Genomic DNA, 21,351 nt, shown 5'->3' on the forward strand with positions numbered 1-21,351 from the left:
AAATGCTACTTTTGATTGACTTTGATGGTTTTTCGATCAAATTTTTTATTTTCTGTAGCAGTATAGATTACTAATAACTTACTCAGAGATTTTATAGAGAAAGACGTTGTTGTAGCTTTTTTTAATTGTTTTAACTGCTTTTGCAATTTCAACGGATTTTTATCTTTTAATAATTTAATTTTCGTTAAACGAAAAATGTGTTCCTGATGCTCAAATGAACGTTCAGAATCTGAATGACTAAAACGAAGATATTCTGCAAGCACCTCTTGATTTACAGCAACTTTTCCTTTTGGTAAAAACCATTCTTTGCCATTTTGATCTATTAGATGCCGCTCGCTTTGATTTGAAATAACAATTTCTTTATCGTCTTCAAAAAGATACGAAAAAAGCATTGCTTTTTTTATAATTATGTACTCATTTACTTCGTATGAAGACAATCTTCTTAATTCTTCTATCAAACTATTCCATTGATTATTTTGAACAAATTCACTTAGTTTGTGAATAGGTGGTACTCGTAAAATGAACTTCTCATCTTTCCCTATTTTTACGATATAAAAAGTTGTGTCTACGTCATTTTCCCAAATAAACAAAATAATCATTTACTGCCCCCTAGACTTGTTGTTCCGATACTTAATAGTCAAATAAATATATTTAGGAATTTGCATTAACCGATCGTATCTCTTCATTGTCAAACAACGATATAACCATTCCAAATTGTGATTTATATAAAATTCTGGCGCTCTTTTTACTGATCCAGCTAATACGTCAAAAGTACCGCCTACGTCTAAAAATACATTAGCTGTCAGGTGATCAATTGTTTGTTCCAAAAAAATCTCTTGTTTCGGTGAACCTAATGCTACAAAGACAAACCTTGGTTCAGCTTTATTAATTTGTTCCACAATTTCTTGCTGTTTTTTCTTTGTATAGCCATGTAAAATACCGCTAATAACAATCCCTGGATATTGTTGTTGAATATTTTTAGCTGCTGCTTCAACTACTTCTTGCTTTGCACCATACAAGAAGATTCGTTCCTTATGTTGATTTGCATACTCTAAAAAATTATCCATGACATCAATTCCTGTAACTCTTTCACGAATAGACCCACCCGTTAGCTTCGATGCCTTGACCACACCTATCCCATCTGCAATCCGATGAGTTGCTCTTTTCAAATATAACTTAACTTCTGGATATTCAAATGCTAACAATGAAATCTGCGGATTAACGCTAGTTACAATCATTTTCTCTTTAGCTTTGAGATAACTTTCTAAGTCATCCATAATTTCTTGATGTGTTAATACGTCAACTGGTAATCCCCCAATATATTCAGTGCGTACCTTACTTTTCACAAAATCCCCCCAAGATTCTCTCTACCAACTCTACTATTTTATTAATGCTCTCTTTTGACTGATATTGATTCCATTCTTCGTTAATTCTAGCAATATTATCTTTATAACTATTTATTGAAAAATTTGACAATGCCACAATCAACTGTTTTTCATTTTCAACTAACGGTCCTGGTAAATATTCAAAAAAATCAGGCTCAATTCCAGGATTTAATGCATATTTTTCTAAATCTGGACAAAAAAATAAAATGTTCGGTTGCTCTTTAACATGCATGTATTCAAAGACCACACTCGAATAATCAGTAATCAAGTAGTCTATTTCACTAAAGCTTTCAAAAATATGCTTTTCCCAAATAGAAACATTTCTCGGTAGTTCAATGGCATCTAACTGGATTGATGGATGTAATTTCATATAAAAATGAAACTTTGGCATAGCAGAAAAAGCCTTTATTGCTTGATTTATCACAAGCATCATTTCGTTCAATTCCTCTCGATAAGTTGGTGCATATAAAATTTTGTTATTCTGATTTGTTTCTCCTATCTCTAATTTTTCAAGATAAGCAAGACGTGGCGAACTAAAATGACAAAATTGAGCATTCTCGAGGCGATAATTGTTTCTAAAAATAGCTTCCATTTTTAGTGAATTAACGACAAAATAATTCATTTTATCATAAACTTTTTGAAACCTGATTTGATCCTTGCGACTTCTTTGATTCGTATGATACGCGCCCCAGCCAAACTGTTTTAAAGCCCCATTTGCATGCCATAACTGGATAACTACTTGCTCGTTTTTTAAAATTGCCAATTCTGGAAAATAATTATCTACAAAAATTAGTGGCGCTGACTTCAAGTATGAAATCGCCGTTGTAATCAGCAAAGTCTTCTTATCAAAAAGTATCGTCTTTATGCCTTTTTGATTTAAGGATGCTGCATATGATTGACAATTTTTTGTATAAAGTACTATTATCATTCCGTGATAGTGTTGTTCTAATTGTTCAATTAAATGTCCATCATTTCTTGGGAAACTCATTATGTACACAATTTTTACTTTTTTATGTTTGTATGGTCTCCGTCTTAATACTGTTAAGTACAATTGTTTTAGCACTTTTATATCCTTTCACAACCAATAGTTTTCTTATAAAAAAGATATGATCAAAGTCTTTAAAAAGAAAAAGCTTACATATAAACTCATTAAAACAAATTATACCTTAAAGATTCTAAAAAGACAATTGCACTTTACAATATGTATACTATCCAAATAATTTAAATTATACGGTATACGGGCTAGCTGTACTTTTAATTAAATAAAATAATATTTAATTAATTCTCTGAGTTGAAAAATGCATATCCAACAAAAAAAGAGGTTTCCCACCACAGTGGAAAACCTCTATAAACCTTGTCATAACAATGTTTTGAAAGACTATGCGTCTGGATTTGCGTTTTCGTCTTTGAGACCGTATTTTTTGTTGAAACGGTCCACACGTCCGTCGGCTTGTGTGAATTTTTGACGACCAGTGTAGAATGGGTGTGAGTCTGAAGTAACCTCAACACGTAATAATGGATAAGTGTTGCCATCTTCCCATTCAACAGTTTCTGAAGATCCTTTAGTTGAACCTGAAAGGAATTTGAAACCTGTTGTTGAATCCATGAATACTACTGGTTGGTAATTTGGATGGATATCTTGTTTCATACGTTTTTTCGCTCCTTTGCCCTGATCCATTTGCTGTATCAGAGTTATTTTGTCGGTATACAACAATGATATCTTACCATGTTTTCAGTTGGTATGCAATTATCTTTTTGGATTTCTTTTAATTTGTTTGCCAAACGAAACATCATGGAAAACTTCAAATAATTGTTGATTATTTTGGGTCCGTTTTAACATTTTTATGAATTGATCCGTATATTCCAGCGAGTCTCCTGACATATTATTTCTCAATTTCCACGTTTCTTCTAGTTGTTCTGGTGTCATTAGCAATTCTTCTTTTCGCGTACTTGATTTTTTAATATCAATTGCTGGGAAAATACGGCGCTCTGCTAATTCACGAGATAAATGGAGCTCCATGTTGCCTGTGCCTTTGAATTCTTCATAGATGACATCATCCATTCGGCTACCTGTATCCACCAATGCCGTGGCTAAAATAGTCAGACTGCCCCCTTCTTCGATATTTCTGGCAGCACCAAAAAATCGTTTAGGTTTGAAAAACGCAGCTGGATCTATTCCGCCACTTAAGGTTCGACCACTAGGCGGGACCACTAAATTATAGGCCCTTGCTAAACGAGTGATGCTGTCCATTAAAATAACTACGTCCCGTTTGTCTTCAACTAAGCGCATTGCTCGATCCAGAACCAATTCAGCAACTCGCGTATGATTTTGTGGTTGTTGATCAAAAGTTGAAGAAACCACATCGCCTTTAACGCTTCGCTCTAAATCAGTCACTTCTTCAGGACGCTCGTCAATTAACAACAGAATCAATTCCACATCAGGATGATTTTCTGTAATCCCATTAGCAATTTCCTTTAAAACACTTGTTTTCCCGGCTTTTGGCGGCGCTACAATTAAACCACGTTGCCCAAAACCAATTGGTGCAAATACATCAATCATTCGTGTTGATAATCTGCCAGCCGTTGTTTCTAACGTTAATTGTTTTTCAGGATACAACGGTGTTAGCGCTGGAAAATGTGGCCGCTCTTTCGCTTCTTCAGGATCTTTCCCATTGACACTTTCAACATGCATGAGTCCATAGTAACGTTCTGATTCCTTTGGCGGACGCGCCTTGCCAGCTACTTTGTCCCCATTTCTCAATCCGAAACGACGAATTTGAGAAGAAGAAATATAAATGTCTTCTGCACTTGGTCCATAATTAATTGGCCGCAAAAAGCCATAACCATCCTGAGAAACAATATCTAAAATTCCTTCCATGAAGAAAAAACCTTGCTTCTCAGCTTGTGCACGAATCACAGCTAAAGACAATTCTTTTTTGTTCATTTGGCTATAATAAGGAATTTTAAACTCTTTCGCGTACGCATAAATATCTTTTAACGTACTATTTTCCAATTCAGCCATTGTTAAATAGTCGCTCATTGATCCACCTCAAACGGACCTTCTTGTTCTTCGGTTTCTAGCATTTGAATATCAGCGCCCAAAGCAGTTAACTTTTCGATAATGTGGTCGTACCCACGTAAAATATATTCTACATTATAAATTGTGGTCGTACCTTCAGCCATCAAGCCGGCAGTGACTAAGCAAGCGCCTGCCCGTAAATCAGAGGCGACTACTTCTGCACCGTGCAATTGATTTGGACCATTTAAAATAATCATATTGCCTTCAACCGAAGCATCAGCCCCCATCCGCACTAACTCAGGGATATGCTTATTTCGTTGAGCATAAATCGTATCAATAATTTCACCAGTTCCTTGCGCTTTTAAAAGTAATGGCGTTAACGGTTGTTGCAAGTCTGTGGCAAAACCAGGATATGGATAGGTTTTCACCGTTGTCATTTTCAGATCATGTGACGGATGAACTTCAATCATGTCTTCTTCAATTGTCATCTTAACGCCCATTTCTTGCAATTTCGCAATGAAGCTTTCTAAATGCTCATAAATAACATTTCGAACTTTGATTCCTTCACCCATAGCTGCTGCCATAGCTAAATAAGTCCCAGCTTCAATTCGATCTGGAATAATCGAGTGACGACAACCATGTAATTCTTCGACACCTTCAATCCGAATAACGTCCGTTCCAGCTCCTCGGACTTTTGCACCCATGTTATTTAATAATGTAGCAATATCAATAATTTCTGGCTCACGCGCAGCATTTTCAATAATCGTTTTGCCTTTGGCTTTAACTGCGGCTAACATGACATTGATTGTAGCACCAATAGATACCATATCCATAAAAATTCGTGTTCCTTGTAAGCCAGCTTCGTCTGTTCTCAAGTACATCGCCCCATGTTCGTTGGTTACATGAGCGCCTAATGCTTCAAATCCTTTGATATGTAAATCAATTGGACGAGGTCCTAAGTAACAACCGCCAGGTAAGCCGACAACGCCTTCCCCAAATCGACCAAGAAGTGAGCCCATAAAATAATAGGACGCACGTAAGCTATTGATTTTTCCTTTTGGCATTGGCACAGAAACAACTTCTGTTGGGTCAATAATTAATGTATTATTTTCAAAAGTAATTTTAGCACCCATAATTTCTAAAATTTCAATTAATGAGTGAACATCCTGAATGTCAGGAACGCCATCTAAAGTCACGGGCGAATCTGCTAAAATAGCAGCTGGAATTAAAGCGACCACACTATTTTTGGCGCCGCTAATGGTTACTTCGCCCTTTAATGGACGATTCCCATTGATTACGATTTTTTTCATTTATATTCTCACCTATCTGTAATATACGTTTTCTAAATAAACTACCCAATCATTCTATCATAATCAAGCTTAAGAAAAAAGAAAACTTCTCAGGTATTTTAATAGAATGAAAAAATAACAAAAAATAAAAAAGACAGCCACGTGCTGTGGCTGTCTTTAACGTAACTAGTTGATTAAGCTTTGTTAGCTGAACCGAACCAATCAATGTGTTCTTCTGCATCTTTGATGATTGCAGCTTTACCTGGTGCTAATAATTTACGAGGGTCAAATCCTTTACCTTCTAAATCTTTACCAGCTTCAATATATTCGCGCGTTGCTTTAGCGAATGATAATTGGAATTCTGTATTTACGTTAACTTTTGAGATACCCATTGAAATTGCTTTTTCAATTTGTTCTTGAGGAATACCAGAACCTCCGTGTAATACTAGAGGTACATCAGAACCGACAGCTTCAGCAATTGCTTGTAAGTGATCAAATGCTAAACCTTTCCAGTTTTCTGGATATTGACCATGGATGTTACCGATACCACATGCTAAGTAGTCAATACCTGTAGCAACCATTTGTTTACATTCTTCGATATCAGCTAATTCGCCAGTACCGATGATTCCGTCTTCTTCACCACCGATTGAACCAACTTCACATTCGACAGAAATACCTTTAGCGTGAGCTTTTTCAACTACATCTTTCGCTAATTTTAAGTTTTCTTCGAATGGTAAGTGAGAACCATCAAACATGATTGAAGTATAGCCAACTTCGATACATTCTAAAGCAGCTTCATAGTCACCGTGGTCTAAGTGAATTGCTACTGGAACTGTGATATTCATTGAGTCTACTAAATTAGTAATCATGTCTTTAGCTACTTTGTAGCCGCCCATGTATTTAGCAGCGCCCATTGATGTTTGGATTAGAACTGGTGCTTTTTTAGCTTCTGCTGCTTCTAAAATCGCTTGTGTCCATTCTAAGTTATTTGTGTTATAGCCACCTACTGCATAGCCGCCTTTACGTGCTGCTTTTAAGAATTCTGCTCCTGATACTACTGGCATAAAAAATTCCTCCTAAGTTTTTAAAAACTTTATTTGTTAGGTGTTCCCTAACCAACGGTTCTATTTTAGCAGAATTCCTGACACTTTTCTAGTAAAATTCCCTTTTTCAGAAAATTTTTGTCTATTCTTTCACATAACCTTCATTTTTATAAAAAAACCTCCAGTTTTCCCGTTATCACTTTGGGATCTGAAGGCCGACTTGCTATTTTAATTTTTTCTTTGGCGGATAACGTTTCACCTTGTAGGATTGAAGCTCAGGAAATGTTCCTGTACTATGAAAAATCCGTTGTTCATCTTCATTAGCAAAACGCCCTAAAACCGATTGTGTTGGTAAAATATTTACAAAGGCATTCTCATCGATACTGTAAACTGCTTGTTCTAAATCATAGAGTTCGTAGCGAGTAATGACCATCATAATCATCCGACCTTCTGCACCTGAATAGCCGCCGATTGAAGGCAACAAGGTCATGCCACGAGCGATTTGTTGAGAAACTTCTAAGGCAACGGCTTCTGGTCTCGTAGTGACAATCATTGCTGTGACTTTTTGGTGACTGGTATGAATCATGTCGACCACCTGACTCAAACAGTAAATAGAAATAATAGTATACAACGCACTTTCCCAGTTAAATACAAAACCAGCCAACAGCACAATAATACCATTTAATAAGAACATAAAATTACCAACTGTTTTCCCTGTTGTTTTTGAAAGAATCAGTGAAATAATGTCCATGCCGCCAGTGTTAAAGCCCATTTTCAATGAAAGCCCTGCGCCAACGCCGACTAAGACACCACCCATAATTGCGTTCATCAAAGGATTCGTTGTGACTGTTACGATTGGCACAAACATAGTCACAACGGAAATGCCAATAACATTGATGAAACTAAGAATCGTTGATTGTTTCCCTAATTTTACAAACCCTAGAATGAAGACGGGAATGTTTAAAAATAAAATGAAGATCCCTGTATTAATATGGATTCCTAAATTTGTATATAATAATGTAGCAATGATTTGCGCAATTCCGTTCATCCCTGCCGAAAAAACTTTTGCCGGAATCAAAAAGAAATTCAAACCGACCGCAGAAGTCAAAGCGGTTATCGCCATCACTGCTATTTTTTTTATCGATTCATTTCTTTGGTAAGTACTAACCAATCGACTCATTTTTCTTCGCTCCTTCGCTATTCTTCTGACTTAGAATAACAGGTTCTATCCTAAAAGAAAAGGGGCTAAAAGCGAACATTGAAAATTTTTTTTGCAACGTTTCCATGAAAGAATGCGGGAAGATATCCCTAAAAATTGATCTTCTTATTTCTCTATTCAAAATGATTCTAGCCTAACCTTTTTTACTATTTCATGATATGATGAAGCAAAGAATATTTTAGGAGGTTTTTACATGGCTGCAAAAGAAGCAAGTTTTGATGTAGTTTCAGAGGTCAATATGGAGGAAGTCAAAAACGCAATTCAAATTGCCTTGAAAGAATTGAAAAATCGCTTTGACTTTAAAGGGTCAATTGCTGATATTAAATTGGAAAACGATAAACTAGTAGTCGTAGCTGAAGATGATTATAAAGTCGAGCAAGTGAAGGATATTTTATTTGGAAAATTAGTCAAACGCAATGTTCCGATTAAAAATATTCATTTCTCAGAAAGTGAAAAAGCCTTAGGCGGTACTGCTCGCCAATATGGTGATTTAATCAGTGGTATTGATAAAGAAAATGCAAAAAAAATCAACACAGCTATCAAAAACTCTGGGATTAAAGTTAAGTCACAAATCCAAGAAGACAAAATTCGGGTAACTGGAAAAAGTCGGGATGATTTACAAAAAGTCATGGCTCTTTTACGAGAATTAGATTTACCCATGGCTCTTGAGTTTAATAATTATCGCTAAAAAAATCCTTCAACTGTTAATGAACAGTTGAAGGATTTTTTGGTTTTGGTACCGGCCATTCTTGATTATTCAATAAAACGATTGGTCGGCGTTGAATTTTTTCTGAAAAAGCGGCAATTGCTTTGAAGACCTTTGGCATAAAATAAAACGCATTTAATTCTTCTAAATCCAGTTCTTCTTCTGCCGTAAACGAGACACAAACCTCTTGTTCTGAAAGCATAATTTCAATTTTCTTTAAAAATTGAAGTTGCCGCATTCCCGGCACGAAATAACCAGCCTTTGCAACACGAGAGGTTGTAATATCTAATTTATCACTAATGATTAGCGCTAGCGTCATTAGCTCTTCCGAATCAAAGCCGTTACTATGATTTTCTATAGAAGATAAAATTTCTTCTTGATAAGGCAAACAAATCTTTTGCTTACGAAAATATGCTTCTGCAAATTGTTTTCCCCGAAGTGCATGTCCTGCTTTTCCTTGTAGCGCACCTACATCATGGAGCAGTGCCGCAATTTTTGCCGCTTCTAAATACTCCTCTGAAACAGCAAGTTGTTTCAAAATCATTTCCGTCATGGCTACGACATTGTTTACATGAAGCCAATTATGGTATGCCCACCCAGCTTCTTCATCTTCCATTTGACCAATTGCATCATAAATTTGTCGAATTTCAGTATCTTGATGAATGCGTTCAAACAGCTTCATTTATTTTCTCCTTAAAATTAGTTACTGTTCCAAAAATTCTTTTAACTCTGTAGGATTTTTTTCGCTGTTTAAACCAACAATTAAACGAATCCGCGCTTTCGGTCCGTTTAAACCACGGGCAAAAACGACCCCCATTTTTTTCAAGCCAACGCCACCACCAGCATAATCATAGATATCTTCAGCAATGCCATTGGAACAACGAGAAACTAAAACGACTGGAATCCCGTTGTCTAGCATCTTTTGTAATGCTGGGAGCGTTTCTGGCGGTAAATTACCCGCGCCTAGCGCTTCAATTACTAACCCATCCGTTTCTGGGGTGTTTAATAATTCAAACATCCGTTCACCCATCCCCGCATAGGCCTTCACTACGTGGACATTTCCTTTCACAGAAGAAACATCGCAGACTTCTTGCGGTAAGACCTCTTTCGCAAAAAAAGCACGTTCTTTCGCAATGGTTCCAATTGGTCCAAAAGTTGGCGTCCGAAACGTTGCTACGTTCGTTGTATGTGTTTTTGTCACATAACGCGCCGTATGAATTTCATCATTCATCACGACTAAAACACCTTTATCGTACGATTCGTCTGAACAAGCAGTCCAAATAGCACTGATGAAATTATACAAGCCATCACTACCGATTTCGTTACTTGACCGCATTGCTCCTGTTAAAACAATGGGGATTTTTTTCTCTAAGGTTATATCTAAAAAATAAGCTGTTTCTTCTAATGTATCTGTTCCATGCGTAATAACCACGCCATCAATTGGTTCAGAATAAGCTTTTTGAATCCGTTCTTTTAATTGAAACATCCGTTCTAAGGTCATGTGTGGTGAGGGAATATTAAAAATATCTTCGACAACTAAATGAACCTTGCCAGAAAATAATGCTTCTTGTTCCATCAACGGATTTTTTTCATTCGGGGCAACACTTCCTCCTGCTACTTTCGACATGGAAATGGTCCCACCTGTATGAAGGACTAAAATGGTCTTCATTTGTTTCCTCCTTTGTTTTCTTTATTTTTTAACCAAAATTGTTTCACTTGTTGAATGAGTTGTTCATTGGTCTTTGCCTTTCGATACGCCAACCAATGCGGCGGAAAGAAACGCTGGACACTTGGTAATTCAAATCGTTCGTCTAATAACAACACAAAGCCTTTATCTCGCGCATCTCGAATGACACGTCCAGCCGCTTGCAAGACTTTATTCATGCCAGGAATTTGATACGCAAATTGAAACCCTTGCCCTCGCTCTTCTTGATAAAAAGTGCGAATCAGTTCTTGCTCCGGATTCATTTGTGGTAGCCCGACACTAACAATTATCGTACCAATCAATCGGGTACCTTTCAAGTCAATTCCTTCTGAAAATATACCACCTAAAACACAAAAACCGATGAAAGTTTCTTGAGGATTCTCTTTAAATTCAGCTAAAAATGCTTCTCGCTCTTTTTCGTTTAAGTCCGTTCCCTGAATTTGAGTTTTTACTTGCGGGTAGCGTTGGCTAAATACTTGATAGACATCATCCATATAGGCATAAGAAGGGAAGAAAATTAAATAATTACCTGTTTTTGTTTCACTTAACTTCCCTAAAAGTTCACTAATCTGTGGATAACTTTTTTCACGGTTTTTATAGGTTGTTTGAAGATGACTACCAATCATCAACAATTGATTTTCTTCTGGAAAAGGATACGGAATCCGATAACGTAGGCTTTCTTCACCTCCACCAAGCACTTCTTGATAATAATTCAGAGGTGTTAAACTTGCTGAAAATAAGATACTCGCTTTCCCTTTATCTAATCGTTGTGACAATAAATAAGCCGGATCGACACAAAATTGTTTCACAACGCAGTCATAGTTTCGCAAAGAAATAGACGTATAAAAGCCGTTGTCATAATACTCGCTGATTCGAAGATAACTTAAACAATCAAAATAAAAACTGAGAATCGACGCCAATTCCTCAATGTGTTGATTTTCTGGCAACCATTCTGCAATTACTTCTGTTAATCGATGTATCTGTTTAACTAATGAATCAATTGGCGCGCGTTGGGCAAAAAAATCCGTGTCTTTTTCTTCGCAGATTGCTTCAATATCATCAAACGTAGTTAAGACTTTTTGACAAGCTCTTTTTAATTGAACAGATTCTTTTTGCAATCTTTTTTGAATTTGCAAAACCGCATTCCTAGAAATAGCGGCCGAATACATCTCCCGTGAACGATTAACCAAATTATGGGTTTCATCCACTAAAAAAATATTCTCTTCTGCACTTTGGGGTTCTTCAAAGAAGCGCCGCAAATAAACCGTTGGGTCAAATAGATAATTGTAATCGCCAATAATTAAATCACACCAAAGACTTGCATCTAGCGACAACTCGAATGGACACAATTGGTGCTTTTGTGCATACCGTTCAATAACCTCTCTCGTTAAATGATTTTCATGTTGTAATAAATCCCACAGTCCCTCATTTAAACGATCATAATAGCCGTCAGCAAACGGGCAATGTTCTGGCGTACAATTTCGTTCAGTTAAAAAACAAATTTTATCTTTTGCTGTCAACGTAATACTCTTAGTTTGCGCTTGTTTTTCGGACAGCGCTTTGACGGCATCTTCAGCCACTTGCCGCGTGATGGTCTTAGCTGTTAAATAAAAAATCCGTTCACCTTCTTCTTCACCAATTGCTTTCATTGCTGGAAAAAGAGTGGACATTGTCTTGCCTGTTCCAGTTGGTGCTTCCACGAAGAGCCGCTGTTTACTAAGAATTGTTTTATAGACGGCTACCGCCAATTCTCGTTGCCCTTTGCGATACTCCCCGTAAGGAAAACTAAGATTTTTTAATGATTTATTTCTCAAAATACGCCACTCTTCTTTAAAAATTACCCACTGTTCATAGCGCTTCATCAAATCAGTAAAAAACTCCGCTAATGCAGCTTCTGTAAAATGGCGTTCTTGTCGTGTGATTTGTTTTGTGGTGGTCTGATAATAAGTGAGTTGAAGCGTTATTTCAGAAAGTTGTTCTTGTTGGCAATACATGTGACCATAACACATCACTTGATACCAAAACAATTCGACCTTTTCTGGCGGCAATTCTTCAAACGCTGGCTCGGATGTTTTAATTTCATCAATGACCACTTGCCCAGTTTCTTTCACAAAAATGCCGTCTGCACGACCTTCTACACAATAATTATGGCCATTTAAAGGCACCTCAATTTTTAAAGATACTTCCTTTTGATAAAGGCTCCCCGCTTCCTTTTGCAACATTCGATGAAGGCGACTACCTTCTTGTGGTGTATGTTCACTCACATGGCGAGAATCGATACTTCCCCGCCTTAAAATAAATTCGACCACTTGACGAACCGCAATTTTTCTCGTTGATTTCACGTAATCCCACCTATCTGCCTCCCTATTATAGAACATACATTCGCTAAACAAAAGCAAAAAATCCAAAACGAACACAATCATGCATTCATTCTGGATTTCTCTTTAGATTATCAACAATTAAAAACAACTTGTTTCTTCTAACTGTTTGGTTTCTTTTCCATTTGCTTTTGCCACGACCAATTGCGCCATTTGTTTAAACGAATTATTTAAACCAATGCCACCCTTTTTGGGCATCTTCACAATTGGCACTTGCTGATAATAGTGACTGACTGCTGGATTTTCTTCTGCCATCGCTGCAATTGCAGGAATGCCCGCAGCATTAAACTTACAAGCTAGACGAGCAGCCATTTCTCCAAAATTAGGATAATGCATGGCTGGTCCGCAAAGAACCGCATCGGCATGAAACTTTTTTGCAAAGCCAATAAATTTCTTTGCTACCTCTTCCTCGTTTTCCAAATAATATTGGTCACCACAATAAAGTGTCGCAACAATTTCCGCTCCTTGCTTCTGTAAAAATGGTAGCAATGTTACCCCTGGACCTAAGGGAGCTTTTTTACCACTTGGTTTCAGCTGAGCTTGTTCATCACTGCCAAATCCTGCTAAACTGTGGTTTAAGACTAAAAGGATTTTTTTCACGCCTATTTCCTCCTTATTTATAAATCATCGAAGTCAAAGGAATCAAAATCAATTTCTTCACTCTCTTCTTCTTGTGCTTTCCATTCTTCACGTAAATATTGGTCATCCATAACTCGAATAAAAGGATAGTAAATGAACATTCCTAGTACCAATAAGAGAGCTTGCAGAATTGATCCTTGCCAACCGCTGACTAAAAATCCTGAGATAATTGGTGGGGTCGTCCACGGCAATTGAATACCATTCGTCAATGGAACTAAGCCCCAATCCATAGCAAAATAGGCAATAATAATATTAATTGCGGGTACTAAGACAAATGGAATTAAAAGGATTGGATTTAAAACAATTGGCAACCCAAAAATGATTGGTTCGTTAATCCCAAAAACACCAGGAATTAGTGAAAGTTGCGAAAGCTTTTTAATTCGTTGACTTTTACAGAATAAGACCATCACAATGATTAATGAGAGTGTGGAACCGGCGCCACCAAATGTTGCAAACATATCTTGAAATTGTCCAGTGATGATGTTGGGAATTTCATGGCCGTCTTTGAATGCTTGTAAATTTTCAACAGACAATGCCCGCAAAACAGGATTAAAGACTGCGCCAACCACGCTACCTCCGTTAATGCCAAAGAACCAAAAGAAGTGTAAAAATAAATAAGCAATGCTCATTGCACCTAAGGTATTACCAAGACTCAATAAGGGCGTTTGTAGAAATTCAAAAATAACATCTTGTAAATTACCATAAGAAGTTAAAGCAGCCAGCCAATTGACTAAAAACATGAGAGTAACAACTAAAAAGCTCGGGATCAGGGCCTCAAAAGACTTAACCACTGTTGGTGGCACTCCTTCTGGCATTTTTATTGTCCACCCTTTACGAACAATGGCCACAAATAAACGAGTCGCAATTAATGCGACAATCATTCCTAAAAACAAGCCACTGGAACCCATCCATTTTAAAGGTAAACTAGTAACTTCATAAACCTTTGAACTATTTTCCGGTGTAAATAATGTTTGATAAGGCGTTACAATAAAAAATGAAACCAATGCGATAATTCCTGCTTGCATTGCATCCACATTGAATTGTTTCCCTAAACTATAGGCAATACCGACAACGGCCAGAATGGTCATTACATCAAAACTAGCACTAGCTGGAACAGACATCATTGTCGCCCAGTCTTTACCAAGCAAATGAGACATCCAAGTATCCCATTGTGGCAAAGGAAAATTAGCAATTAATAAGAAGACCGAACCAACAATCAACAAGGGCGTTGATAAAAGGAAGCCATCACGAATCGCTACTAAATACTTATTTTCTCCTATCACTTTTGCCAAAGGGGTCAATACGCGCTCTAACCAATCCAAAAATTTTTGCACGGTCGTCACTCCTATCTATTATTTTTTATTTTGCTTAATTAACCGCAGCGCTTCTTTCAATGCTTTTTCGCCATCCATCATGCCATAAATTTCTGGCGCAATTGCAGCGACAGGAATCCCTTGAGGAGCAAATTGTTCTTTTGTTTTTTCTAATAAAAAACGGACTTGTGGTCCTAATAAAATAGCAACAGGCTTCTCTGCTTCAACCACTTCTTGTGCTCTTGCAATAGGAAAAGCAGTAATCATTAAAGGCATTTGATGTTTTTCAACCACTTCCATCATTTTATTCACCATAATACTTGTAGACATTCCTGCATCACAAAAAAGATAAATTTGTTTTTTACTCATGTTCCTTCACTCTCCTCATTTATTCAATTGGTGCTTTGATTCTTTTTTCATAGGCAGCTAACCATTCTTGTGAAATCGGCTGAATCTCTGTGGTATGATTCTTGCCTGGATTTGCAATATAAATTTCTGGTTGCTGCATATCAGTACCAACCGTAAAAGTAAATTCCACATTCGTAGCTACGCCCCAGTCTCCCTGTTTGTTCATGGCCACCAGTGAAAAAGCTCCTGCTTTCCCATAACGTTGGGTCAATTTTTCGTGAAAAGCATAGACCGCTTGATCACATGCTTGTTGTGGCGAGCGCCCTTCCCCCATTAAACGGACGATTTCATAAGAAAGACAGCCTTTCATTAAATCTTCACCTAATCCTGTAGCCGCAGCACCACCAATTTCGCTATCAACATAAAAACCAGAACCTGATAGTGGTGAATCACCAACACGTCCTGCTTTTTTCATAAAGAGTCCCGAACTGGAAGTGCCAGCTGCCATTGATCCTGTTTGGTCTAACGTAATAGCGCCGACAGTATCATGCCCATCATAGGGGTTCAACTGATTTTCCTGAATTTCTTTTAAACGCTTTTGCCACCATTGATTAGCGCGTTCTGTCAACATATTCTTTCTTTCAAAACCGTGCAACATTGAATATTTCGTTGCACCTGCGCCAACACGAAAACTATTAAACTTCTCTTTACTTAATGCTTTAGCCACTGAAATCGGATTTTTAACATCTGTAATTCCTGCCACAGCACCAATTGCAAATGTGTCTCCATCCATATAGGCAGCATCCATTTCTAAAATCCCTTCCTCATTAGGTAAACCGCCGTAGCCCACTGACTTATAAAAAGGATAGTCTTCTACTTCTTTAATTAATTGTTCCACGGCCGTGCCTGCAGCACCTCCTTGTTGCAATTCTTCTGTAGCTTTTAGTAACCCATCATGTGCCATCCGCCATGTCGCAATTGCACCCCAAGTCATTTTCCATCCGCCCTTTCGTTAACGCTTACATTTCTCCACCATTATAACATAGTATATACTGTTTTGTATATACTGAAAATGAAATTTTAAACAGAAAAATAAAAGATTCACGTATGCGACCTCTACGAAACACATTGGCTTCTTCTCATACGTGTATCTTCTATTGGTTTTACGCTTCTGTTAATGCAATCATCGCTTGCATATAGATTTCCAGATTAAGCAGTAAATCTTTTTCATCCATATATTCATCTTGGTTATGCGCAATGCCTTTTTGACCAGGAAATGATGGACCAAAAGCAACGATATTCGGCATAAAGCGAGCATACGTAGCACCGGTAGTTGTAACTGGCGTCCCATCTAAGCCAGTAATTTGTTCATAAACCTTGGTTAGTTTTTGAACATTGCGCTCATCTTTTGGAAACAGCGTACTAGGGAGGCGGCGGATGACGGTCACTTCACTTTCTGGAAATAGTGCCTTCGTTAGCTGCGTGGTTACTTCGTTTTCTGTAATAGAAACAGGATAACGCACGGCCAATGATAACACCAATTGCTGTCCTCGTTTTTCCAACGCATAGGGCGTTAAAATCAATTGCCCGCTATCCTGATCCTTAAAGTCCAGAGCTACTCCTTCGCCATAGTGCTTTTCGTGAAAACTAGCGGTTAACCAGTCGAAATACTGTAATAAATTTCCTTTGACTAACTGTTCCTCGCTAATTTTCTGTGCCAATAAAGTAATCGCGTTCTTGCCTAGTTCTGGCGCATTGGAAGGAGCACGTTTTCCCGTGATTGCTGTTGTTTTTCCTGCAATCACCACACTTAATTGATCAGGCACATGGTCTTTTGCTTGATCACCCATAATATGACCAATTTGTTCACTTGAATCATCTGGGATGGTCGTTGTGATTTCATAATTAACAATCCCTCGCTCCCCATAAACTACTGGATATTTACAATCTGGAGTAAATCCAAAAACGGGTGCGTTTTCCTTCTCTAAATATAAGGGGATATCTCCACTCCCACTTTCTTCATCCGTGCCAAACATTAAGCGAATGGTTTTCTTTGGTTGGTAACCAAGTTCTTTCAGTAATTTCATTCCATACAGGCAAGCCAAGATAGGACCTTTATTATCTAGAATTCCTCTACCATACAAACGTTGATTTTTTTTCGTTAATTGAAAGGGTGGCACTGACCAGCCAGAACCTTCTGGTACTACGTCTAAATGACCAATAATCCCCAGATATTCTTCCGCTGTTCCCCATTGCGCATAGCCAACTGCGTCATTGACAATCTCAGTTTGAAAGCCATAACGCTCTGCAAGTTTCAGCGTTTCTTCCAAGGCTCTTTTCGGTCCTTCGCCAAAAGGTGCCTCTTTTTTAGGCGACCCTTTCACACTTCGAATCGCGATAATTTTGTTTAAGTCTTCATAAAATAAATCTTTTTGAGCGGCTATTTCTTCTTTTATCTTCATTCGTTCCAAGAACCTCCTAGCTCCACTTGGTTGTTTTCAGACGGGCTATAGCGGGTCAGTGTGTTTTTAAACGTGTACCGATCTGCTCGATATAAAGAGACATCATATAAAATAGGAGTTGCATCAAGCGCATAGGTGATAGAGTGGACTTGTAAAAGTGGTTGGCCCACAGGAACATTCAATAATTCTGAAATTTCCTCTTCAACTAAAATTGCTTCAATTTCTTGATGCGAATAAGCAATCTCGACGTTTTTCTCGATTAAGCAGAAAAGAGAGCCCTCGAAGTCTTGCTTCGTATGGCCTTGTACGTATGCCTGTGGCAAATAAATTTTTTCAACTGTCATTGGCTCGCCATCTAACATTCGGCGGCGAATCAGTTCATAAATCGCCTCATTTTTGCCCACTTGGAGTGCCTCCCGAATTTTCTCAGCGGGATGTACTACTTCTTCAAAGGAAATGACTTCTGTCTGGCTTTTTTTCCCGTAAGCTTTGGCTGCCTCAGTAAAACCTTGTAAGCCAGCGCGGCCACTTTGAATTTTCGCTTGCGACATCACATAACTACCTTTACCATGTCGTTTTACCAAAATATTTTTGCGAATCAAATCATCAATCGCTTTACGGATGGTCAAGCGACTGCAGTTATATTCTTTAGCTAAATCATATTCTGAAGGTAATTTTTGTGCACTTACATACAGACCATCTCGAATTTTCTTTTCAATTTCTGCAGAAATTTGCTTAAATTTAGGTGCATTTTCTGTCATTTCATCGCCTATCTTTCTTCAAAAAAATAAATTTCCTAGTATATACCACACTGTCTATACTAAATCAATTTTTAAGAAACCGCAATCATTTGTTGCGTTTCTTAAAAATCAAAAAAGAAAGCGAGCCACAAGTCGGTTGGACTTGTGGCTCGCTTTTTTAGGAAAAAAATATGTTATTTCCCTTTCATCCGTTCTTTGCCTTCTTGACACATATAGAGTAGCGGACAGGCTTCACATTTAGGCGCTCTTGCTAGGCAGTGATAACGCCCAAAGAAAATCATGGTATGGTGCGTTTTCACCCAGAGTTCTTTCGGAACTTTACGCATTAAGGTTTGCTCAACTTCAGTAACATTCGCATTTAGCTTACAAATTCTAAGGCGCTTGGACACTCGTTCCACATGTGTATCTACTGCAAAAGCCGGTTCGCCGAAAGCATCTCCCATTACTACATTGGCTGTTTTTCTCCCCACGCCAGGTAAACTGACCAGTTCATCTCTGGTTTGCGGAACTTCTCCATTGAAACGTTCTAAAAGTTGTTGTGCGCACGCTTTAATATTTTTTGCTTTATTGCGATATAAGCCAATGGTTTTTATTTTAGCAATAATCTCCTCCACCGGCGCAGCTGCTAAAGCTTCTGGTGTTGGAAAAGCTGCGAATAAACCAGGAGTCGCTTTATTTACCGATACATCGGTTGCTTGCGCACTTAAAATCACAGCAATTAATAATTCAAAAGGATTCTTATGTTTTAATTCACATTCTGCATTTGGAAACATCTCATACATAATTTCAATAGCTTCCATTGTTTTCTCTTTTGATAGCATGGCCCACCTCCTTTTTATTCACTGTCTTCTGGATTTAACCAATTGTGTAATGTAACCTTTGGTAACGATTCTTGTGCCTGACCTTGTTGTTCAATCTCATTTTGAATCATAGAATCTTTTCGTTTTTTCTGATCAGCAGCCACTTGTTCTTTGGTGGTAATATTTTTACGCTCCCACGCAAGTAAAATACGATCAATATATTTCAAACTATACGCCTGATTTAAAACGGCTTCTCGCAACGCTAACCGGATTAATTCAGGGGAATAATGGTCTGTGTTCAACCACTGACCAATCATTTCTAATTCAATTGGTGAAAGTGGACGTCCGAATTCTTTTTCAAAGCCTTGGTAAAGCTGTTTAATTTCATCTTCGTGGTTTGCGACAACTTGTTTTTCTTTGCTCGTTTGTAAAAATAATTGAATCTTTTGAAAAACAGGCAGTAAATCATACGTATCCATCATTTGACCTTTTTGGTTTTGTTGTGTTTCAATTCGAATAAATCCGCGAGAAACCAATTGATTTAATAACTTATAAATCGTATCTGGCGTTTTACCCATCGTCTCTGCAATCGCCATTAAGTCTGGAAATAAATCGCCTGCATTTTGCGAACGAAAAAGTTGCAGTAAAAAGAGAAATTCATCATCTTTCAAACCAATTTTTTGGTAATGATCAAATAGTAAGTTTGAGATCGTTGTTTCACCAGCTTCTAAATATTCACGAATTGATAACATTGTTGTTGTCCACTTCCCCTTGCTTGTTTCCCTTATTGCACATGATAAACATCAAAATAAATAGCTTTCATATAATCAATTAAATAACTAGGATTCAATTCTTCCCCCGTTGCATCATAAATTAATTGATTTGGTTTACGTGAAGCGCCGTACTGATGAATATGTTGTGTTAACCATTTACGGATATCAGAATAATCCTCCGAAGCTAAAATTTCATCAACAGATAATTCTTGTTTCATTGCGTGAAATAGTTGCGCGGCGTACATATAACCCAAGGCATAAGATGGGAAATAACCAAAGCTACCTCCAGACCAATGAACATCTTGAAGGACGCCTTCTAAATCATTTTCAGGTGAGACGCCTAAGTACTCTTGGTATTTTTCGTTCCACACTTTTGGCAAATCAGCGACTTCCAAAGAACCATTAAATAACATTTTTTCAATTTCATAACGAATAATGATATGCAAAGGATAGGTGAGACTATCGGAATCAATCCGAATCAAACTTGCTTTCGTTTCTTTTAAAGAAGCATAAAAATCTTCAAAAGTAATATCATCAAAAGTGCCTTCTGCGCATTCTTGGAAAAACGGGTATTGTTTTTGCCAAAAAGCCCGGTTGCTACCAATGATAATTTCATTAAAGAGCGATTGTGATTCGTGAATCCCCATAGAGGCACCTTCGCTTAGTGGCGTAAAGTCAAATTTAGGATCAAAATTTTGTTCGTACATCCCATGACCCGCTTCATGAATCACACCAAATGTTGCCATTGAGAAATTATTTTCTTCCCAGCGCGTAGTAATCCGCGCATCATTTCGATTTAGAGCTGTCATAAATGGATGAACTGTATCATCTAATCGGCCTTTTGAAAAATCATAGCCTAATTGTTCAACCACACCAATCACAAAACGGCGTTGTTGTTCTTTGGTCATTTTTCTAGATAAAAAGTCAGTTCTAGGCGGCGTACCTTTTTCCGCTAAAACGGTCCGAATTTCTTGAATCCCTTGTTTTACTTGGTCGAATACTTGGTCTAGCTTCTCAACCGTCATCCCCGGTTCAAATTGATTTAATAACACATCGTACGGTGTTTTTTCTTCTTTTTGCCAATAAGGAATGAACTCTTTTTGGAACGCAACGACCTTCGTTAAGGTTTCTTCTAACAAGCCGAAATCTTGTGCAGCGCGTGCTTTTAGCCAATCTGTATGTGCTTGGTTTAATACTTTAACATATTCTTGCATACGTTCAGCTGGAACATTTTTATTCAAAGCATATTCTTCTTTTACTTTTTCAAAAACCAGTTTCCCTAATTCAGATAATTCTTCAGGGCGTGTCTCAAAATAGGCCAATGCTTCTTGAATAACTGGGCCAATACTTCGTTCAAAATATAATCCGGTTAGATACCCTTCTACTTCTCCTCGAAAAGGACTACTTTTTTCTGGCATCCCAGTTGATGAATCCCAGTCTAATAATGTCAAGGCATTTTTTAGTAATTGAATTTCTTTCACTTCTTGTAAAAATACAGCTTCCTTCATTTT

At 37.6% G+C, this 21,351-nt stretch carries 21 protein-coding genes; 1 reads left to right on the plus strand and 20 read right to left on the minus strand.

The features are described 5' to 3' along the window. Nucleotides 1–5: 5 nt before the first annotated feature. The 8 genes from HMPREF2810_RS11640 to HMPREF2810_RS11680 form a co-directional block, all read right to left on the minus strand. Nucleotides 6–599 carry a hypothetical protein gene (locus HMPREF2810_RS11640; protein WP_002382152.1) on the minus strand — a complete coding sequence of 198 codons (594 nt, stop codon included), beginning with the start codon at nt 597–599 and terminating at the stop codon, nt 6–8. Beyond that, entirely contained in the window at nt 600–1,346 is a 747-nt protein-coding gene (locus HMPREF2810_RS11645) for a WecB/TagA/CpsF family glycosyltransferase (RefSeq protein ID WP_002382151.1), read from the minus strand. Next, entirely contained in the window at nt 1,336–2,448 is a 1,113-nt protein-coding gene (gene tagB / locus HMPREF2810_RS11650; protein WP_080348867.1) for a teichoic acid biosynthesis protein TagB, read from the minus strand. The genes HMPREF2810_RS11645 and tagB overlap by 11 nt, the downstream gene beginning before the upstream one ends. A gap of 315 nt (nt 2,449–2,763) precedes the next feature. Next, nucleotides 2,764–3,033, minus strand: a complete 270-nt coding sequence (locus HMPREF2810_RS11655; RefSeq protein WP_002357967.1) for a type B 50S ribosomal protein L31 — start codon at nt 3,031–3,033, stop codon at nt 2,764–2,766. Between the two features lie 99 nt (nt 3,034–3,132). Further along, nucleotides 3,133–4,425 carry a transcription termination factor Rho gene (gene rho, locus HMPREF2810_RS11660; protein WP_002357968.1) on the minus strand — a complete coding sequence of 431 codons (1,293 nt, stop codon included), beginning with the start codon at nt 4,423–4,425 and terminating at the stop codon, nt 3,133–3,135. Further along, the gene (locus tag HMPREF2810_RS11665; RefSeq protein WP_002357969.1) at nt 4,422–5,714 is read right to left on the minus strand and encodes a UDP-N-acetylglucosamine 1-carboxyvinyltransferase; all 1,293 of its coding nucleotides are present in this window, start codon (nt 5,712–5,714) and stop codon (nt 4,422–4,424) included. The genes rho and HMPREF2810_RS11665 overlap by 4 nt, the downstream gene beginning before the upstream one ends. 173 nt (nt 5,715–5,887) lie before the next feature. Next, nucleotides 5,888–6,757, minus strand: a complete 870-nt coding sequence (locus HMPREF2810_RS11675; RefSeq protein ID WP_002357972.1) for a class II fructose-bisphosphate aldolase — start codon at nt 6,755–6,757, stop codon at nt 5,888–5,890. Between the two features lie 202 nt (nt 6,758–6,959). Beyond that, complete coding sequence (locus tag HMPREF2810_RS11680; protein ID WP_002381974.1) at nt 6,960–7,916, minus strand: YitT family protein; 957 nt, start codon at nt 7,914–7,916, stop codon at nt 6,960–6,962. Between the two features lie 232 nt (nt 7,917–8,148). On the opposite strand from HMPREF2810_RS11680, the gene HMPREF2810_RS11685 reads away from it, so the two are divergent. Beyond that, nucleotides 8,149–8,643: a YajQ family cyclic di-GMP-binding protein gene (locus tag HMPREF2810_RS11685; RefSeq protein WP_002357974.1), complete on the plus strand. Its 495-nt coding sequence runs from the start codon at nt 8,149–8,151 to the stop codon at nt 8,641–8,643. Between the two features lie 16 nt (nt 8,644–8,659). Here the strand turns inward: HMPREF2810_RS11685 and HMPREF2810_RS11690 are convergent, their stop codons facing one another. The 12 genes from HMPREF2810_RS11690 to HMPREF2810_RS11745 form a co-directional block, all read right to left on the minus strand. Next, on the minus strand, nt 8,660–9,343 hold the full coding sequence (locus HMPREF2810_RS11690) for an HD domain-containing protein (protein WP_010715106.1): 684 nt from the start codon (nt 9,341–9,343) through the stop codon (nt 8,660–8,662). Nucleotides 9,344–9,364: 21 nt separating this feature from the next. After that, nucleotides 9,365–10,330, minus strand: a complete 966-nt coding sequence (locus tag HMPREF2810_RS11695) for an asparaginase (protein WP_002382144.1) — start codon at nt 10,328–10,330, stop codon at nt 9,365–9,367. Continuing rightward, nucleotides 10,327–12,789: an ATP-dependent DNA helicase gene (locus tag HMPREF2810_RS11700; protein WP_002382143.1), complete on the minus strand. Its 2,463-nt coding sequence runs from the start codon at nt 12,787–12,789 to the stop codon at nt 10,327–10,329. Before HMPREF2810_RS11700 ends, HMPREF2810_RS11695 begins: the two co-directional genes overlap by 4 nt. A 36-nt stretch (nt 12,790–12,825) precedes the next feature. Next, entirely contained in the window at nt 12,826–13,344 is a 519-nt protein-coding gene (locus tag HMPREF2810_RS11705) for a GrdB-related putative oxidoreductase (RefSeq protein WP_002361637.1), read from the minus strand. Nucleotides 13,345–13,361: 17 nt separating this feature from the next. Then, nucleotides 13,362–14,717 carry a PTS cellobiose transporter subunit IIC gene (gene celB / locus HMPREF2810_RS11710; RefSeq protein ID WP_002382142.1) on the minus strand — a complete coding sequence of 452 codons (1,356 nt, stop codon included), beginning with the start codon at nt 14,715–14,717 and terminating at the stop codon, nt 13,362–13,364. A gap of 18 nt (nt 14,718–14,735) precedes the next feature. Then, nucleotides 14,736–15,065, minus strand: coding sequence for a PTS sugar transporter subunit IIB (locus tag HMPREF2810_RS11715; protein WP_002357981.1), 330 nt, complete (start codon nt 15,063–15,065; stop codon nt 14,736–14,738). 19 nt (nt 15,066–15,084) lie between these two features. Continuing rightward, nucleotides 15,085–16,038 carry a glycosylasparaginase gene (locus HMPREF2810_RS11720; RefSeq protein ID WP_002361636.1) on the minus strand — a complete coding sequence of 318 codons (954 nt, stop codon included), beginning with the start codon at nt 16,036–16,038 and terminating at the stop codon, nt 15,085–15,087. 169 nt (nt 16,039–16,207) lie between these two features. After that, a complete protein-coding gene (locus tag HMPREF2810_RS11725) occupies nt 16,208–17,506 on the minus strand; it encodes a Sapep family Mn(2+)-dependent dipeptidase (RefSeq protein ID WP_002382140.1) in 1,299 nt (432 codons plus the stop codon). After that, nucleotides 17,503–18,267 (minus strand): GntR family transcriptional regulator, LSA1692 subfamily, encoded by a 765-nt coding sequence (locus tag HMPREF2810_RS11730; RefSeq protein ID WP_002382139.1) that lies wholly within the window; start codon nt 18,265–18,267, stop codon nt 17,503–17,505. Before HMPREF2810_RS11730 ends, HMPREF2810_RS11725 begins: the two co-directional genes overlap by 4 nt. Before the next feature lie 173 nt (nt 18,268–18,440). Beyond that, the gene (gene nth, locus HMPREF2810_RS11735; RefSeq protein ID WP_002357985.1) at nt 18,441–19,088 is read right to left on the minus strand and encodes an endonuclease III; all 648 of its coding nucleotides are present in this window, start codon (nt 19,086–19,088) and stop codon (nt 18,441–18,443) included. A gap of 14 nt (nt 19,089–19,102) precedes the next feature. Continuing rightward, nucleotides 19,103–19,819, minus strand: coding sequence for a DnaD domain protein (locus tag HMPREF2810_RS11740; RefSeq protein WP_002382137.1), 717 nt, complete (start codon nt 19,817–19,819; stop codon nt 19,103–19,105). Between the two features lie 32 nt (nt 19,820–19,851). After that, nucleotides 19,852–21,348 carry a carboxypeptidase M32 gene (locus tag HMPREF2810_RS11745; protein ID WP_002382136.1) on the minus strand — a complete coding sequence of 499 codons (1,497 nt, stop codon included), beginning with the start codon at nt 21,346–21,348 and terminating at the stop codon, nt 19,852–19,854. Between the last annotated feature and the right edge of the window lie 3 nt (nt 21,349–21,351).

This window comes from Enterococcus sp. HMSC078F03 (assembly GCF_001811595.1).
Taxonomy (GTDB): domain Bacteria; phylum Bacillota; class Bacilli; order Lactobacillales; family Enterococcaceae; genus Enterococcus; species Enterococcus faecalis.

Excerpts from the sequence above, each read along its gene's own strand:
- HMPREF2810_RS11640 (WP_002382152.1), bottom strand. The coding sequence starts at position 599 with ATGATTATTTTGTTTATTTGGGAAAATGACGTAGACACAACTTTTTAT.
- HMPREF2810_RS11655 (WP_002357967.1), bottom strand. The coding sequence starts at position 3,033 with ATGAAACAAGATATCCATCCAAATTACCAACCAGTAGTATTCATGGAT.
- rho (WP_002357968.1), bottom strand. The coding sequence starts at position 4,425 with ATGAGCGACTATTTAACAATGGCTGAATTGGAAAATAGTACGTTAAAA.
- HMPREF2810_RS11665 (WP_002357969.1), bottom strand. The coding sequence starts at position 5,714 with ATGAAAAAAATCGTAATCAATGGGAATCGTCCATTAAAGGGCGAAGTA.
- HMPREF2810_RS11675 (WP_002357972.1), bottom strand. The coding sequence starts at position 6,757 with ATGCCAGTAGTATCAGGAGCAGAATTCTTAAAAGCAGCACGTAAAGGC.
- HMPREF2810_RS11680 (WP_002381974.1), bottom strand. The coding sequence starts at position 7,916 with ATGAGTCGATTGGTTAGTACTTACCAAAGAAATGAATCGATAAAAAAA.
- HMPREF2810_RS11685 (WP_002357974.1), top strand. The coding sequence starts at position 8,149 with ATGGCTGCAAAAGAAGCAAGTTTTGATGTAGTTTCAGAGGTCAATATG.
- HMPREF2810_RS11690 (WP_010715106.1), bottom strand. The coding sequence starts at position 9,343 with ATGAAGCTGTTTGAACGCATTCATCAAGATACTGAAATTCGACAAATT.
- HMPREF2810_RS11695 (WP_002382144.1), bottom strand. The coding sequence starts at position 10,330 with ATGAAGACCATTTTAGTCCTTCATACAGGTGGGACCATTTCCATGTCG.
- HMPREF2810_RS11700 (WP_002382143.1), bottom strand. The coding sequence starts at position 12,789 with ATGATTGTGTTCGTTTTGGATTTTTTGCTTTTGTTTAGCGAATGTATG.
- HMPREF2810_RS11715 (WP_002357981.1), bottom strand. The coding sequence starts at position 15,065 with ATGAGTAAAAAACAAATTTATCTTTTTTGTGATGCAGGAATGTCTACA.
- HMPREF2810_RS11720 (WP_002361636.1), bottom strand. The coding sequence starts at position 16,038 with ATGACTTGGGGTGCAATTGCGACATGGCGGATGGCACATGATGGGTTA.
- HMPREF2810_RS11725 (WP_002382140.1), bottom strand. The coding sequence starts at position 17,506 with ATGAAGATAAAAGAAGAAATAGCCGCTCAAAAAGATTTATTTTATGAA.
- HMPREF2810_RS11730 (WP_002382139.1), bottom strand. The coding sequence starts at position 18,267 with ATGACAGAAAATGCACCTAAATTTAAGCAAATTTCTGCAGAAATTGAA.
- nth (WP_002357985.1), bottom strand. The coding sequence starts at position 19,088 with ATGCTATCAAAAGAGAAAACAATGGAAGCTATTGAAATTATGTATGAG.
- HMPREF2810_RS11740 (WP_002382137.1), bottom strand. The coding sequence starts at position 19,819 with ATGTTATCAATTCGTGAATATTTAGAAGCTGGTGAAACAACGATCTCA.
- HMPREF2810_RS11745 (WP_002382136.1), bottom strand. The coding sequence starts at position 21,348 with ATGAAGGAAGCTGTATTTTTACAAGAAGTGAAAGAAATTCAATTACTA.